Source organism: Aquimarina sp. AD1 (genome assembly GCF_003443695.1).
GTDB lineage: Bacteria > Bacteroidota > Bacteroidia > Flavobacteriales > Flavobacteriaceae > Aquimarina > Aquimarina latercula.
Genome location: NZ_CP031966.1, coordinates 5,302,646 through 5,317,490, shown reverse-complemented (window position 1 = coordinate 5,317,490; position 14,845 = coordinate 5,302,646). Strand labels below are relative to the sequence as shown.

Annotated in this window: 11 protein-coding genes; 7 read left to right on the top strand and 4 right to left on the bottom strand. The window is 31.7% G+C overall.

Annotation, left to right across the window (positions count from 1 at the left end; all coding sequences use genetic code 11):
- The first annotated feature begins 95 nt into the window (after window positions 1–95).
- Together D1815_RS22895 and lnt are read left to right on the top strand one after the other, a co-directional pair.
- Window positions 96–1,184 carry a PorV/PorQ family protein gene (locus D1815_RS22895; RefSeq protein WP_027392322.1) on the top strand — a complete coding sequence of 363 codons (1,089 nt, stop codon included), beginning with the start codon at window positions 96–98 and terminating at the stop codon, window positions 1,182–1,184.
- Between the two features lie 96 nt (window positions 1,185–1,280).
- Complete coding sequence (gene lnt, locus D1815_RS22890; RefSeq protein ID WP_118389658.1) at window positions 1,281–2,867, top strand: apolipoprotein N-acyltransferase; 1,587 nt, start codon at window positions 1,281–1,283, stop codon at window positions 2,865–2,867.
- 40 nt (window positions 2,868–2,907) lie between these two features.
- On the opposite strand, the gene D1815_RS22885 is transcribed toward lnt, so the two are convergent.
- The gene (locus tag D1815_RS22885; protein ID WP_147404259.1) at window positions 2,908–4,383 is read right to left on the bottom strand and encodes a hypothetical protein; all 1,476 of its coding nucleotides are present in this window, start codon (window positions 4,381–4,383) and stop codon (window positions 2,908–2,910) included.
- Between the two features lie 154 nt (window positions 4,384–4,537).
- Between D1815_RS22885 and D1815_RS22880 the strand changes: the two genes are divergently transcribed.
- The 4 genes from D1815_RS22880 to D1815_RS22865 all read left to right on the top strand — a co-directional run bounded on the left by D1815_RS22880 (window position 4,538) and on the right by D1815_RS22865 (window position 9,281).
- Window positions 4,538–6,403: an ABC-F family ATP-binding cassette domain-containing protein gene (locus D1815_RS22880; RefSeq protein ID WP_118389654.1), complete on the top strand. Its 1,866-nt coding sequence runs from the start codon at window positions 4,538–4,540 to the stop codon at window positions 6,401–6,403.
- A 57-nt stretch (window positions 6,404–6,460) separates the two neighbouring features.
- Entirely contained in the window at window positions 6,461–7,000 is a 540-nt protein-coding gene (locus D1815_RS23865) for a hypothetical protein (protein ID WP_199726752.1), read from the top strand.
- Window positions 7,001–7,065: 65 nt separating this feature from the next.
- Window positions 7,066–7,752: an ABC transporter ATP-binding protein gene (locus tag D1815_RS22870; RefSeq protein WP_027392326.1), complete on the top strand. Its 687-nt coding sequence runs from the start codon at window positions 7,066–7,068 to the stop codon at window positions 7,750–7,752.
- A 71-nt stretch (window positions 7,753–7,823) separates the two neighbouring features.
- The gene (locus D1815_RS22865) at window positions 7,824–9,281 is read left to right on the top strand and encodes a sodium:solute symporter (protein ID WP_118389652.1); all 1,458 of its coding nucleotides are present in this window, start codon (window positions 7,824–7,826) and stop codon (window positions 9,279–9,281) included.
- Here D1815_RS22865 and D1815_RS22860 read toward each other — a convergent pair.
- A complete protein-coding gene (locus D1815_RS22860; RefSeq protein ID WP_118389650.1) occupies window positions 9,258–9,623 on the bottom strand; it encodes a CoA-binding protein in 366 nt (121 codons plus the stop codon). The genes D1815_RS22865 and D1815_RS22860 overlap by 24 nt on opposite strands.
- A 427-nt stretch (window positions 9,624–10,050) precedes the next feature.
- Between D1815_RS22860 and D1815_RS22855 the strand changes: the two genes are divergently transcribed.
- On the top strand, window positions 10,051–12,471 hold the full coding sequence (locus D1815_RS22855) for a TonB-dependent receptor domain-containing protein (protein ID WP_051336025.1): 2,421 nt from the start codon (window positions 10,051–10,053) through the stop codon (window positions 12,469–12,471).
- A gap of 266 nt (window positions 12,472–12,737) precedes the next feature.
- Here the strand turns inward: D1815_RS22855 and D1815_RS22850 are convergent, their stop codons facing one another.
- Together D1815_RS22850 and D1815_RS22845 are read right to left on the bottom strand one after the other, a co-directional pair.
- On the bottom strand, window positions 12,738–13,748 hold the full coding sequence (locus D1815_RS22850) for a 3-oxoacyl-ACP synthase III family protein (RefSeq protein WP_118389648.1): 1,011 nt from the start codon (window positions 13,746–13,748) through the stop codon (window positions 12,738–12,740).
- A 221-nt stretch (window positions 13,749–13,969) separates the two neighbouring features.
- Window positions 13,970–14,251 (bottom strand): T9SS type A sorting domain-containing protein, encoded by a 282-nt coding sequence (locus D1815_RS22845; protein WP_027392331.1) that lies wholly within the window; start codon window positions 14,249–14,251, stop codon window positions 13,970–13,972.
- Between the last annotated feature and the right edge of the window lie 594 nt (window positions 14,252–14,845).

The window sequence follows — 14,845 nt, the reverse complement described above, 5'->3', positions numbered from 1 at the left end:
ATTTTCGTCTATTAACATAGGCTACACAATATGAAATCACAAATAAAGTTTATCATGTTGAAAAATAGTGAGATATTTGTCAAAAATTGCTTGGATTGAAAAGAATTATAATTGCATTACTACTTTTAGTTGTATCGTTTTCTTCGGCACAAACTAGAAAATATTCTAATGAATTTCTAAATATTGGTGTAGATGCTGGTGCTTTAGGGATGGCAAATGCCGTAGTTGCAACATCTGGTGATGTAAACTCGGGCTATTGGAATCCTGCAGGATTAATCCATTTAGAAGACAACCAAGTATCATTTATGCACGCGGCTTATTTTGCAAATATTGCGAATTATGACTACTTAGCTTTTGCGATGCCTTTAGATGAAAAAAGCGCTATTGCTCTTTCCTTAATTCGTTTTGGAGTAGATGATATTTTAGACACAACCAGTCTTGTAGATGCTGATGGTAATATTGATTACACTAGGATCAATTTATTCTCTGCAGCAGATTATGCTTTTACATTTTCTTATTCTAGAAAATTACCTATAGAAGGGTTGAGTTATGGAGCGAATGCTAAGGTAATACGAAGGGTTATTGGAGATTTTGCCTCTTCTTGGGGATTTGGTTTTGACGCAGCATTACAATATCAAAGGAACAAATGGCAATTTGGAATTATGGTACGTGATATCACTACAACTTTTAATGCTTGGAATGTAGAAGATTTTGCTATTGGTGATCTAAACGGAGATGGTATTCCTGATGAAGATCAAATACCTCAAATTAGAGATCAAGAATTACCGGAAACAACAGAAATTACTATTCCCAAATTGCAATTTGGAGCTGCAAGAAAATTTGACATAGGCAAAAAATTCGGTTTAAACACTGAATTGGATATGAATGTACGTTTTGCAGAGACTAACGATATCATTTCCTCATCTGCAATTAGTATTACCCCGGCTTTTGGTTTTGAATTAGATTATTCTAAAATAGTATACCTGAGAGGAGGCGTTGGTAATTTTCAAAATATTGAACAATTTGATGGTTCTGACAACGTAGGATTCCAACCAAATTTTGGTATTGGTTTTCAATATAAAGGAATACAAGTAGATTATGCATTAACAGACATAGGAGATCAAAGTGCCGCTATTTATTCTAATGTATTTTCTATAAAAGTAGACTGGAGTATTTTTAGATAACAATATCACATATTCAATCATAACATTTTTTTAGCTTTGACTTAAAGTTTTGTAACGAAATAAGATTAATTTCGTTACTAAGACAGAACACTCCGTATGAAAAACATTTTACTTGCTATTTTATCTGGTTTATTACTTTCTATTGGATGGCCTACCTATGGTTTTCCTTTATTTCTATTTTTTGGCTTTGTCCCTTTATTAATTATAGAATACAAAACACGTAACAATAAACGTCATAAAACTCAAGTATTAGGCTTTGCTTTTCTAGCATTCTTTATATGGAATATGATTACCACTTGGTGGATATACAACTCTACTCCTTTTGGAATGTGGTTTGCAGAAATCGTCAATACATTATTAATGGCATTAGTATTTCTTATCTATCACATTATTGCCAGAAGATCATCATTTACTATTGGTGCAGTCTTCTTAGTATGCATTTGGATGAGTTTTGAATACCTACACCTGCAATGGCAGTTTTCTTGGCCTTGGCTTAATCTGGGTAACGGATTTGCCAATTTCACTTCTTGGATACAATGGTATGAATACACAGGTACTTTCGGAGGGACACTATGGATTTGGGCAGTAAATATTGGGTTATATAAAAGTGTTTTACTTTATATTGAACACAAAGAAAAGTCTATTTTGTATCGATCCGCGATAAAGAATGGACTTCTTATAATTGTTCCAATTGTAATTTCATTTATAATTCTAAAAACTTATACGGAGGAAGGTAAAGATGTAGAAGTTATTATACTACAACCCAACATAAACCCTTATACCGAAAAATATAACACTTCTGATGATCGTGTAGGCACATTATTAAGCTCTCTTACCGCTAAAGAAATTTCCCAAAAGACAGATTTTATTATAGCTCCAGAAACTGTTTTTGCTGATAATAATAGACTAAAGAATTTTAATAACTCTATTGCAAGAAAAACAGCTAGTAGTATTATTAATAAGTATCCCCATGCTAATTTTCTTTCAGGAATTTCTCTATTAGAAGTATTCAGAAATCCTGCTAAAGTTCGTCCACAAACAAATGAGCATAAAAGTGGTGTATTCTATGACGATTACAACTCTGCCTTCCTAGTAAGACAAGATGGAACAACAGAAATTTATAACAAAAGTAAACTGGTCGTTGGAGTAGAAAATTTTCCTTATCAAAGTGTTTTTAAACCATTAGTTGGCGACGCCATGATAGATTTAGGAGGTACCGTTGCCAAAAAAACAACACAAGATGATCGAGAAGTTTTCTTTACTAAAGAAGGTCTTGGCGCAGGTCCAATCATTTGTTATGAAAGCGTTTATGGTGAGTTTGTTACTGGTTATATAAGGAATGATGCTGATTTTCTTGCCATCATTACTAATGATGCTTGGTGGGGAGTAACACAAGGACATAAACAACATTTGGCCTATGCAAAATTGAGAGCAATCGAAACCAGAAGAAGTATCGCTAGAAGTGCTAATACTGGAATCTCCGCCATTATCGATCAGACTGGTAATATTGTATCTTCTTTAGCGTACAATGAACAAGGAGTTCTAAAAGGAAGTCTTAAAACTAATGAAAAAATTACTTTTTATGTAAAAGCTGGTGATTACCTAGCAAGAGTTGCTATTTTTCTGATGATCTTTATATTCCTATTTTCTATGACCAGACGAAGAAAAAAAATAACTTTTTAGGAAGTAAAGATGTCAAAAAAGAAATCATACCGTTTCCAATCTAATAATTAACCCTATATGTTTTATTTCGGTTAGTAATAACCGTACAACTTATTCTCAATCTCGTTACTCCTGATATTTGAAGTACTGGATCACCAGGTAAGCCTCCATATTCCACAATATATCCTTGAGCAACATAAGCTCCTCCTCCTCCAGTGATTGGTAGATCATTCCAAGAATTCTGAATACCAATTGTATCATCCGTTATATGTGCATAATTTTCTTGACCTGGTATTGCATCGTCAGGATAATCGTTAGGTTCATTATTATTCCAAAAAGCAAATTCGCCAGGTACCACGGTTCCTGTTTCATCACCATTCCAGAATATAGTTCCAGCTTCTGGACCTGTTTCCCATCTCCATTCACCTTCTCCCGAACCAAAATTATCGCTAGCTCCAATCCAACCTGTTCCTGTAATTTGATCTCCAGCAAAAGTTGCTTCGATATTACTTGTCAGGGTAGCCATATATCCTTGGAGTCCAAAAAAGGTTCTTAATTCTGCTTCATCTCTCGCATCATCCCAGCGTATTCCTAAGGACGGAATAAACTCATAATAATGACCTGTTTCTGGCAAATACAGAGGAGATCCCAAAACAATAGAAAATTCTCTCAAAACGGCAACAATCGGAGGCGTAGATGAAAAAACTGTAGCCAAAACAGCAGCTTCAAACTCTGCAAAAGTAGCCGGTCCAGTTAATGTTAATCTTCCTTCGGTAACATCCCAACTATCCGTAATATTAGGATGTACACCTGTCAATGTTAATAAATCTGATCCATTTTGATATCCTGTAGATATCTGAATAGTAAGTTGCTCCAAATTAACATCATCAGGATCTGTAATAGAAACTGTTTCTACTACTGGAATAGAATTTGACCCATTAGGGCAAAAATGTTTATCTCCTGTAACGGTAATTACCGGAGGGTCATCTACTAAAGTATTAGCTTCTATTTCTATATTATCAACAAAAAAGCGATCATTCCCTTGATTCCAATCATTATTAACATTAATAAACCTTATGGTGGTATTAGCCGAAATATAGGCTGAAATATTTTGACTAAAAGAACCTGTAGTATTAACATTATCCCCAAAAGTAGCTAACGTAGTAAAAGGAGCTCCTCCAGTACTAGAGACCTGAACACTAATAATTTCTCCTGCCTCAAGGCTTGATGTTTCCCAATCAAAAGAAAGTGTCGCTGTAGTTGATCCTGCAAGATTCGCAGTTCTCTCAATTTGTTCTTCATTAGCAAACATAAAACTAAATCGTAATCTATTCCCTGTTACTCTCACAAAACCATTAGAAGGGATATTATCTCCACCGGAAAAAGGATCACTCTCATCCCAATTAGCCGCCCAATTGGAATTTCCATCGTTATTACCATAGGAAACAGCACTAAATTCATCACGATACGTATCCTGAGCGAATAAGAAATGAATATTTAATAATAACAAGGGAATTACAAGTAGTTTTTCCTTCATAGGCATAGTTATAATTGGACTTAGGGGTTGAAAATATACAAAAAAAAAAGAAAAAAGAATATTCAATTATATTCAAAAGAAATATTATACCTCTGGTAAAACCTTTCATAGAATCTATTTCTATTTATCTTTGCGTCAATTTTAAAATTAATAAGTGAATTACGTATCAGTCGAAAATATTGCTAAATCATTTGGAGAACGCATACTGTTTCAGAATATCTCTTTTGGAATTAATGAAGGTCAGAAAATAGGTTTTATTGCAAAAAATGGAACAGGAAAAACATCTCTACTCAACATTGTTGCTGGTGATGAAGAGCCTGATAATGGTCAAGTCGTATATAGAAAAAATCTAAAAGTAGCTTTTTTACCTCAGGAGCCTAATCTAGACCCCAATCTTACTATTGAGCAAACTATTTTTGCTGCTGATAATAATACGTTACGAGTAATAAACACTTATGAAAAAGCGCTGCAAAATCCTGATGATACTGAAGCTTACCAAAAAGCTTTTGAGCAAATGGATGCTTTGAATGCATGGGATTTTGAAACACAATACAAACAAATTCTTTTTAAACTAAAGTTAGAAAACCTAAATCAAAAAGTAAGTTTACTTTCTGGAGGCCAAAAAAAAAGGTTAGCACTTGCTAATATTCTACTCAGTAAACCTGAACTATTATATCTGGATGAGCCAACCAATCATTTAGATTTGGAAATGATTGAATGGCTTGAAGAGTATTTTGCCAAAGAAAACTTCACTCTTTTTATGGTGACTCACGATCGTTATTTTCTAGAAAACGTTTGTAATGAAATTGTAGAACTTGAAAACGGAAAACTATATAGCTACAAAGGAAATTACGCCTATTATCTTCAGAATAAAGAAGCTAGAGTCGCTAATGATGAAATTGAAACCAACAAAGCAAAACAACTTTATAAAAAGGAGTTGGATTGGATGCGAAGACAACCTAAAGCTCGAACTACAAAATCAAAATCAAGAATTGATGATTTTTATGAAATAAAAGAACGAGCTCATAAAAGAAGAAATGATCACGAAATACAATTAGAGATAAATATGGAACGACTAGGAAGTAAAATCCTAGAAATTCATAAGGTTTCTAAAAGTTATGAAAACCTTGTTCTGTTAGACAAGTACGAATATGTTTTTCGAAAAGGAGAACGAGTTGGAATTATTGGTAAAAACGGAACCGGAAAGTCAACGTTTCTAAATATGATTACCGGAGCTACCCAACCTGATCAAGGTAAAATAGTAATTGGAGACACTGTAAAATTTGGTTACTACACCCAAAAAGGTATCACTATCAAAGAAGGGCAAAAAGTGATAGAAGTGATCAGAGAATTTGGTGATTACATCCCTTTAAAAAAAGGAAGGCAAATTTCTGCACAACAACTATTAGAACGTTTTTTATTTGACCGCAAAAAACAATATGATTTTGTAGAAAAACTGAGTGGTGGTGAGCGAAAACGATTATACCTATGTACTGTTCTTATACAGAACCCTAATTTCTTAATACTTGATGAACCTACGAATGATTTAGATATTGTTACTCTAAATGTTTTGGAAAACTTCTTATTAGATTTTCCTGGCTGTCTAATTGTAGTATCACACGATCGTTATTTTATGGACAAAATAGTAGATCATCTATTTGTATTTAGAGGAAATGGAGTAATAGAAGATTTCCCTGGTAATTATTCCGATTACCGTATTTACGAAAATAGTCGACCACCAGAAAAAACTAAATCGATTGACACGGAACCAAAAACAAAGACATCTTGGAAAAAAGATAATAAGATTGCTTTGTCTTATAATGAACAAAAAGAATATAACCGTATCGAACGTGATCTAAAGAAATTAGAAATTCAGAAAAAAGATATAGAGAAACTTTTCGCTAATGGTTCTTTGGAAGGAGATAAAATTAATGAAGAGTCTGCGAAGCTAAAAGAGATTATAGATAGTATTGAAGAAAAAGAAATGCGATGGTTAGAGCTTTCTGAAAAAATGGAATAGATACTTATACTTATTACTTCATTCATGTTTTTTAAAATCAAGTCATATTTTCGGTTTTTGATTAAATCTACTAACCAACACGGTGTACATTCCCCTTTTATTTATAATTTGGTTACTAAGTGTTTTTATGATTCAAAAAAAAAAGACGCATATCCCAGAATAAAATTAATTCTTAAAAATAATACTGTTGATATAAATTTTAAAAATGCTAAACTTATAAACCGATTAATACCGTATCTAGATTACAAATCAGGTTTAATCCCTGAAAAACCCTCTAATAATATTGCAGAGATTTTAACCCTTAATAATTCCATTTCAATTTCTAATTCTGAAACCAACAACAAAAAATACGATTTCATATATCTAAACATCAACAAACTGCAAGAAAATCCAGAATATTTAGAATCATTATTCTCTAGAGTTCATAATGATTCCCTACTTCTTTTACGAGCCATGCATTCATCGAAAGAACATCAACTAGTTTGGGAAAAATTACAAGATCATTACAAGGTTAAAGTTACTATAGACACTTTTGATTTAGGCTTTATTTTTTTTAGAAAAGAACAAGAAAAAGAACATTTTACAATTAGAGTGTAACAACTTCTTCATTGATGCGTCATATAAGCTAAAATCGTATCTTACGGCTATAATTAATTCATCGCATGGAAAACGTTATCGATATTAAAGGTATCATTAGAAACTTTCAATTAGGTCAAGAAACAGTGTATGTACTTAAAGGCATTGATCTAGAAATAAAACGAGGAGATTATATCGCTATCATGGGACCTTCTGGATCTGGAAAATCTACACTTATGAATCTTTTAGGTTGTTTAGACACCCCAACTGATGGCACCTATAACCTTAATGGAAATGATGTTAGCAAAATGACCGATGACGAATTAGCGGATATTAGAAATAAAGAAATTGGTTTTGTATTTCAGACTTTTAATCTTTTACCAAGAACTACAGCCTTAGATAACGTAGCACTACCTATGGTTTATGCTGGAACCTCTAAAAAAGATAGAAATGCAAGAGCCGAAGAAGTATTAACAGATGTAGGCTTAGCAGATCGTATGGACCACAAACCAAATCAACTTTCTGGTGGACAGAGACAACGTGTTGCGGTTGGTCGTGCATTGGTTAACAAACCTTCCATTATATTAGCAGATGAACCTACTGGAAATTTAGATTCTAAAACTTCATTAGAAATCATGCAGTTATTTGATGATATTCACGGAGCTGGTAACACTGTAATTTTGGTAACTCATGAAGAAGAAGTAGCTGCTCATGCGCATCGTGTAATACGATTACGTGATGGTGTCATTGAGAGTGATACCAGAAACAGATAACTTATAATTTCAGGTTAGTATCGTAAAAATATTAATTCGTATTTTGGTGTTTTACTAATTCGAATTTTTATATGCAACCCATACATATTCTACTTTTAATCGCCGCTTACTTTGGTGTATTACTTTTAATTTCATATTTCACAGGAAAAAGTTCAGGAAACGAAGCCTTTTTTAAAGCGAATAAACAATCTCCTTGGTACGTAGTTGCTTTTGGTATGATCGGTGCTTCATTAAGTGGAGTTACATTTATTTCTGTTCCTGGATGGGTTGAAGGGGCACAGTTTAGCTATATGCAGATAGTTTTTGGATATCTGGTTGGTAATTTTGTTATTGCATATATCTTAATGCCAATTTACTATAAGTTAAACGTCACCTCTATTTATCAATATCTAGAAGAAAGATTTGGAGTAGTAAGTTATAAAACAGGAGCTTTCTTTTTCTTTATATCTAGAGTTTTAGGTGCTTCTTTCAGACTCTATCTTGTGGCAATTGTATTACAACAATATATTTTTGACGAATGGAATGTACCTTTCGAAATTACCGTTATACTTTCTATACTATTAATCTGGATATATACCTTTAGAGGAGGGATAAAAACAATCGTTTGGACTGATACGTTACAGACATTATTTATGTTAATCGCCTTAGGAACCGCAATCTATTATATTAATAATCAAATAGGATGGTCTTTTTCAGAATTTCTCTCTTCAGAGGAATTAAAAAATTATGATAAAATATTTTTCTTCGATAGCTTTTTAGAAAAGAATCATTTTTTTAAGTCATTTATTGGTGGTATGTTTATTGCCATCTGTATGACTGGATTAGACCAAGATATGATGCAAAAAAATCTAACCTGTCGTAACTTAAAAGAAGCACAGAAAAACATGGTTTCTTTTAGTTTTGTATTGATTGTGGTCAACTTTATTTTTCTTTTACTAGGCGCTTTATTATTCATATATGCTGATCAATTTAATATTGCCACCCCAGTTGTAGATGGAAATGTAAAAACAGACTTGTTGTTTCCAGAAATCGCAATTAATGGCGGATTAGGCATCGTATTAGCTATTGCATTTATACTTGGATTAGTTGCTGCTGCATACAGTAGCGCAGATAGTGCTCTAACATCACTAACAACTTCTTTCTGTGTAGACTTTTTAGGTATCGAGAAAAAAGAAAAGCAAAATCAAGTAGCGATTCGAAAAAAAACTCATATTGCCATGAGTGCCTTGTTAATCATCGTGATTATAGTTTTTAAACATGTATTAACGGAAAATGTAATCAGTAATTTACTAACCGTAGCTACTTTTACTTATGGTCCACTTCTAGGTTTATTCGCATTCGGAATTTTTACTAATTATAAAATCAAAGATAAATACACGTGGATTGTAGCTTTAATATCTGTTCTAATTATTATTGGAGTATGGAAAATACCTTCTGAATTCATTGGTGGTTATAAAATCGGTTATGAATTACTTCCGCTCAATGGATTACTTACATTTCTAGGACTAATACTGATTCGTAGAAAGTAACACCAAAGTACAAGCTACTTCTATATCTATATTCGCTTGTCTTAAAATCTTATAAAACTCTGGGTTTTCAGTTCCTGGATTAAAAATGACTCTTTTTGGATTAAGGCCCACTATATATTTATAGTATTGTTCCTGACGGGTAGGATTTAAATATAAAGTAACTGTATCAACATTTTCGAAATCTACTAAATCTGTTTCAATTTGAACTCCTGATACTTCCCCTTCACGCAATCCAATTGCTATAACATCATGATTAAAACGCACCAGCTTATTTATTGCCAAATTGGAATATCGATTGGATTTTAAAGAAGCACCTAATACTAAAGTTTTTTTGGATGTCATATGTATTAATTTGATTGCAAAATAAAGTTAATCTATCCATTAAAAGTTAAAAATAAAGGCTAAAATGTTAAAAACAAAAAACAGGTGTAACATAAGTCTTACCACTCACGTCTTATAGGTAAAGAAATATGATTTTTCATAAATTTAGTTAGTTAGTTAGTTACTTAATAATCAAATTTTATTCATAGTTGATGGTTAGTGTTACTATTTGATTATTATAAGAAGACCGCCCCTAATAAAGGGGCGGTTTTTGGTTATATAATTTATTGTTAAAAAAAAATATTAGTGTAACAGAATTTAGAATGAATCGTCATATATCAAACACACGATTAATCAACGTGTTTAAAACAGGGAAAACAAATGCTTTTGTATTATGCAATACAAAGTACAATGCTTAGCATAATTATCAATCAAATAAACGTTCGAAATGAAAACAATCAATCCACCTAGCCAACAGGCAGGCCAAAAAGCAATTTTATTATTTTTATTATTTTGCTTTTCTCTTGTCATAGCGCAACCCAGTAATAATGTAATACTAGGAACAATCTCAGGAAAAGTAATTGACAAAAATCTTAACCAACCTATACCGTACGCGACTATTATAATTAATGACGGCGCTGACAAATTAATCAGCGGAGGTATCACTACAGAAGATGGCACATTTTCAATTACAGATATCCCCAACGGAAATTACATTTTAAAAATACAGTTCATAGGATATAAAAGTCATAGTCAACCTATCGAAATTTCTAAGAAAAGTAAAAACATTAATGTTGGCACTGTTTCATTAGAAGAAGAGGCACAAGCTTTAGATGACGTAACTATTATAGCTGAACGTACAACCATTGAACAAAAAATAGATCGAAAAGTAATTAACATCGGAAAAGATCTAACTACTACTGGTGGTACCGCAGCAGAAATAATGCAAAACATCCCATCTGTAAACGTAGATCAAGATGGTAATATAGCACTACGTGGTAACCCAAATGTTCAAGTTTTAATTGATGGCAAGCCAACAAATATCTCGCCAACTCAATTATTGAAACAAATACCATCAACCTCTATTAAATCAGTTGAACTTATAACGAATCCGTCTGCTAAATATAACCCAGAAGGTATGAGTGGAATCATCAACATTGTATTGCGTAAAAACGCTAATATTGGATTTAATGGAAACATAAATCTTGGAGTAAACTGGGATAAAAATGCTAGATTTAACAGTTCTATAGACCTAAATTACCGAAGTGGAAAAATAAATGTCTATGGAAATTATGGTGCAAATATTACAAAAAATCTAAATCAAGGGTTTGTATTTAGAGGTGACCAAAATTATAGAACCGATTTCCGTTTTCAGGATAATAACAAATCACATTTATTCAAAGTAGGTTTTGATTATTATATAAATGAAAAAAACACCATATCATTATACACCAATCAAAACATATTTGATGGAAAAACTATTGGAACCACCGACATTTTGTTTTTTGACAACCCAGAAAATAACATTTTTCAGGATCTAATTAATAAAAGTGACAATTTAGGATCTACTTATAATTTTGATTATAAGCATGATTTTAAAAAAGAAGGGCATAATATAGAATTAGAAGTTGATTATAATGTTTTTGAAGGTGACAGCAATGATGACTTTAATTTTGCAGGAGGATTAACTCCCAATTATGATGACATATTAGACAATGAAAGAACAAATACAACAATCAATCTTGATTATGTAAATCCCTTATCAGAAAAAGCTAAATTAGAACTAGGATATGAGGGGCGATTAAGACGTACAGACAATGAATATCGCTCTACACTTTTTGATGATTCTAAATATCGTTATGATAGAGATATTCACGCTATATATGCTACTTATGGTAAAAATTATGAAAAGTGGTCATATCAATTGGGAGCTAGATTAGAAAACTATCAAGTAGAAGCAATTTTTAATAATGAAAAAGTGTTTGAAGATGATATTTTCACAATATATCCTTCTGCATATTTAACGTATACACCTGGAGAAAAAAACAGTTACCAATTAAGTTATAGTAGACGAGTGGATCGTCCTGGTCTTAATCAAGTAAATCCTATAAGGGAATGGAGTACACCAAGGATTACTTCTAGAGGAAACCCTGAATTAGATCCACAATTTACAAATTCAATCGAATTAAATTATACACGTAAATTGACTGGAGGCTCAATTACAGCAGGTACATTTTATCGTCTAATTAATGATGAAATTAATCAAACCTTACTAGCTGATCCAACTGTAGAAGAAGGTCAGATACTTACTTTTGAAAATTTTGACAATAACTCTGCGTATGGAATAGAAATTTCAAGTAATTATCGTCCTACTAAATGGTGGAATTTTAATGCTAGTTTTGATTTATACGCACAAACACAAAAAGGAATTGTGGAAGATATTGTAGAAGTAAATGGAATGGATGAGATTGTACAAGTCGCTAGTGAAGTTGATGCTGTTGTCTATAATTTTAGAATGAATAATAATTTTAAAGCTACCAAAAACCTTACTTTTCAAATATTCGGATTTTATCGCGGAGAACAGGAAGGTATCCAATTTAAGACAAAACCTTTCTATTTTATTAATACTGGTGCTAGATACAATTTCTTACAAGGGAAAGGAACGGCAAGTATAAACTTCAATGATATTTTTAACACTATGCGTTTTAGATTCTCAGGTGATTTTCCTTTCGAACAAAATGGACAATTCCAAGGAGAGACACAAACAATATTTCTTGGATTATCTTATCGTTTTGGTAGTGGAAAAAACAGAAAAGTCTCAAGGAAGAGAAGAGACAAAAATGAAAAAAGTGGCGGTGGAATCCTCTAAATCAATCAATTAATATGTTAAATTCATAAAATATATCTATAATATTTGTTAAATTTAAGTATTAATTAAAAAAAACGTTGGTTAGTTAAATATTCGTAAAAAACATACTGTTTTTGTAACACTATCCAATTTGTTACGTCTATTATAGTAGTACCATTTGGTTATAAATTATTTGAATTAGCCTTTAAAAAAAAATAACCCAAGTACATATAAAAAATCGCGAAACGATGTTTCGCGATTTTTACTTTATATATTTCCTTATAATACTACCATTTAATAATAGCACTCCCCCAAGTAAATCCACTTCCAAAAGCTGCTAACACTACAAGATCACCTTCTTTAATTTTACCTTCTTCCCAAGCTTCGGTTAACGCAATTGGAATTGAAGCGGCAGTAGTATTTCCATATCTTTGAATATTATTATAAACCTTGTCATCAGATAATTTAAACTGTTTTTGAACAAACTGAGATATTCTGAGATTTGCCTGATGTGGAATTAACATATTAATATCCAAAGGAGTAAGATTATTTTCCTGTAAGCCTTCATTGATAACTTCAGAAAAACGAACTACTGCATTTTTAAACACAAATTGCCCATTCATATAGGGATAATAAGGAATATTCTCTTGATCATTCTCTGCGATGATTTCTGGTACCCAATGATCAGTACTAGGGCCTTCTAACGAAAGTTCTTTAGCATGAGCTCCTTCACTATGTAAGTGGGTAGATAATACGCCACTTCCATCATCTTTTTCATTTCTAGATAAAACCATTGCTCCTGCTCCATCACCAAATATAACAGAAACTCCTCTACCTCTAGTAGTCATATCCAATCCCCCACTATGATTCTCACTTCCTATAATCAAAACATTTTTATACATTCCTGTTTTGATAAATTGATCAGCCACAGATAATGCATACACAAATCCGCTACACTGATTACGAACATCTAAGGCCGGTACGGTTCCCATATCCATCATATCCTGAACTCTTACTCCACCTCCAGGAAAGTACATATCAGGACTAAGTGTCGCAAAAATAATTAGATCAATATCATCTTTTGACAACTTTGCTCTTTCTAAAGCTATTTTAGCTGCTTTTACTCCCATTACAGAAGTACTATTTCCATCCCCTTTTTTGATATGTCGTCTTTCTTTTATTCCAGTTCGTTCCTGAATCCAAGCATCATTGGTATCCATTACTTTAGAAAGATCGTCATTAGTTACAACATTCTCAGGAACATAGCTCCCTAATCCTGTTACTTTTGAAATATACATATATTTTTAATATTGAGTGTGTATTGTGTGCAATAATAGCTAAATACTATAGTTGCTAAAAAACTGCAGAGCAAGATATGTATTCTTATGTTTTTGATAAAAGAAACTGCAGTCTTATTGTATGCACGCATAATAAAATCACCATATTCTCCATTTATATATCAAAAGTAGCCTCAGGAAATAATATGCTTATTGACAAAACCTAACACAAAAAAGAATAGTCAAAACTTTAATATTTCTTTCGATATTTTATTCACATTATCAGTAACCTCAACCCTATACATTCCTGAAGGAAAAGGACTTAAAGACAATTTATATCTCCTAGATAAATTATTTTTTGATTTTATAATTTGTCCTTCTTTATTATATAAAACATAAGAAACATTAGCATCCTCTTCATCTAAATCTATATAAATAGCATTGGAAGATTGAACTAAATATACCGAAAATGCATACTCCAAAGTTTCCTTTAAATCATTTTGAAATATAGAATGTGTATTCATATTAAACTATTTTCTTGTTTTAAAACAATAACTATTAGTATTTTAAACAGAACTAATATTAAGAATCATCATGATTAAAACTACTGATTTAAAATATCTGAGAAGAGCGAAAACTTTTTAGAAAAATCACTTTTTTCGACTAATGACTAATAAAATCTACAAACGTATATCAATAACAACCTTCAATCATCTTTTTCTAAAAAAACAGAAAAACAAATTAAATAATTTTTAGCTTCTAATAGGATAATTAATAAAACACTTCATATCATAATACTAACATTGGAAAAATCCCTCATTAAAAATTTGAAATAAAGTTCACACCTCTTGTGAAACACAAAACTACTTTCTTTCAAATAGTACGATATATCGACAAAAGAGTTTATAAAATGTTAAAATCCCCGTTTGAACCCATAATACTATTTGTTAAATTAAATATAAAATATCGTTAATTTTACACATTAAATAACTTAATTAAAGGTGATTAAAATATTTAAAAAACATAACAGTACGTTAAAACCATATTTTAATTAAAGTAAAACCATATTTATTATCGAAGTGTAATTCCTACATTTGACCCGAGGCTGTTATCATAGT

Excerpts from the sequence above, each read along its gene's own strand:
- lnt (WP_118389658.1), top strand. The coding sequence starts at position 1,281 with ATGAAAAACATTTTACTTGCTATTTTATCTGGTTTATTACTTTCTATT.
- D1815_RS22885 (WP_147404259.1), bottom strand. The coding sequence starts at position 4,383 with ATGAAGGAAAAACTACTTGTAATTCCCTTGTTATTATTAAATATTCAT.
- D1815_RS22870 (WP_027392326.1), top strand. The coding sequence starts at position 7,066 with ATGGAAAACGTTATCGATATTAAAGGTATCATTAGAAACTTTCAATTA.
- D1815_RS22865 (WP_118389652.1), top strand. The coding sequence starts at position 7,824 with ATGCAACCCATACATATTCTACTTTTAATCGCCGCTTACTTTGGTGTA.
- D1815_RS22860 (WP_118389650.1), bottom strand. The coding sequence starts at position 9,623 with ATGACATCCAAAAAAACTTTAGTATTAGGTGCTTCTTTAAAATCCAAT.
- D1815_RS22855 (WP_051336025.1), top strand. The coding sequence starts at position 10,051 with ATGAAAACAATCAATCCACCTAGCCAACAGGCAGGCCAAAAAGCAATT.
- D1815_RS22850 (WP_118389648.1), bottom strand. The coding sequence starts at position 13,748 with ATGTATATTTCAAAAGTAACAGGATTAGGGAGCTATGTTCCTGAGAAT.
- D1815_RS22845 (WP_027392331.1), bottom strand. The coding sequence starts at position 14,251 with ATGAATACACATTCTATATTTCAAAATGATTTAAAGGAAACTTTGGAG.